Origin of the sequence: Belnapia arida (assembly GCF_016773205.1) — a bacterium.
GTDB classification, from domain to species: domain Bacteria; phylum Pseudomonadota; class Alphaproteobacteria; order Acetobacterales; family Acetobacteraceae; genus Belnapia; species Belnapia arida.
The window spans coordinates 1-233 of the sequence record NZ_JAETWB010000230.1 but is presented as its reverse complement, the minus strand read 5'-3'; the positions used below and the strand labels follow the sequence as shown (position 1 = coordinate 233).

1 tRNA gene is annotated in these 233 nt (G+C 69.5%); it reads right to left on the bottom strand.

Features of this window, described 5'->3' with window-relative positions:
* Positions 1–108 precede the first annotated feature (108 nt).
* Positions 109–185, bottom strand: a tRNA-Asp gene (locus JMJ56_RS33510).
* Between the last annotated feature and the right edge of the window lie 48 nt (positions 186–233).

Sequence of the window (233 nt, the reverse complement as noted above, 5' to 3'; positions counted from 1 at the left end):
CTCTTCTCTACGGCAGATTTGGCGACGGCGACCCGGAACGAAAGGGGGCCTAAATGCGGCAACGGCGCCGCCCCATCAGGAGCGGCGCCGTCGTTGCACTCCGTCGCATGGCGCGAGTGACGGGGCTCGAACCCGCGACCTCCGGCGTGACAGGCCGGCGCTCTAACCACCTGAGCTACACCCGCCCGCGACAGGAGGCGGGGTGTATGGCCCCACGCCTCCCGTGTCAAGCG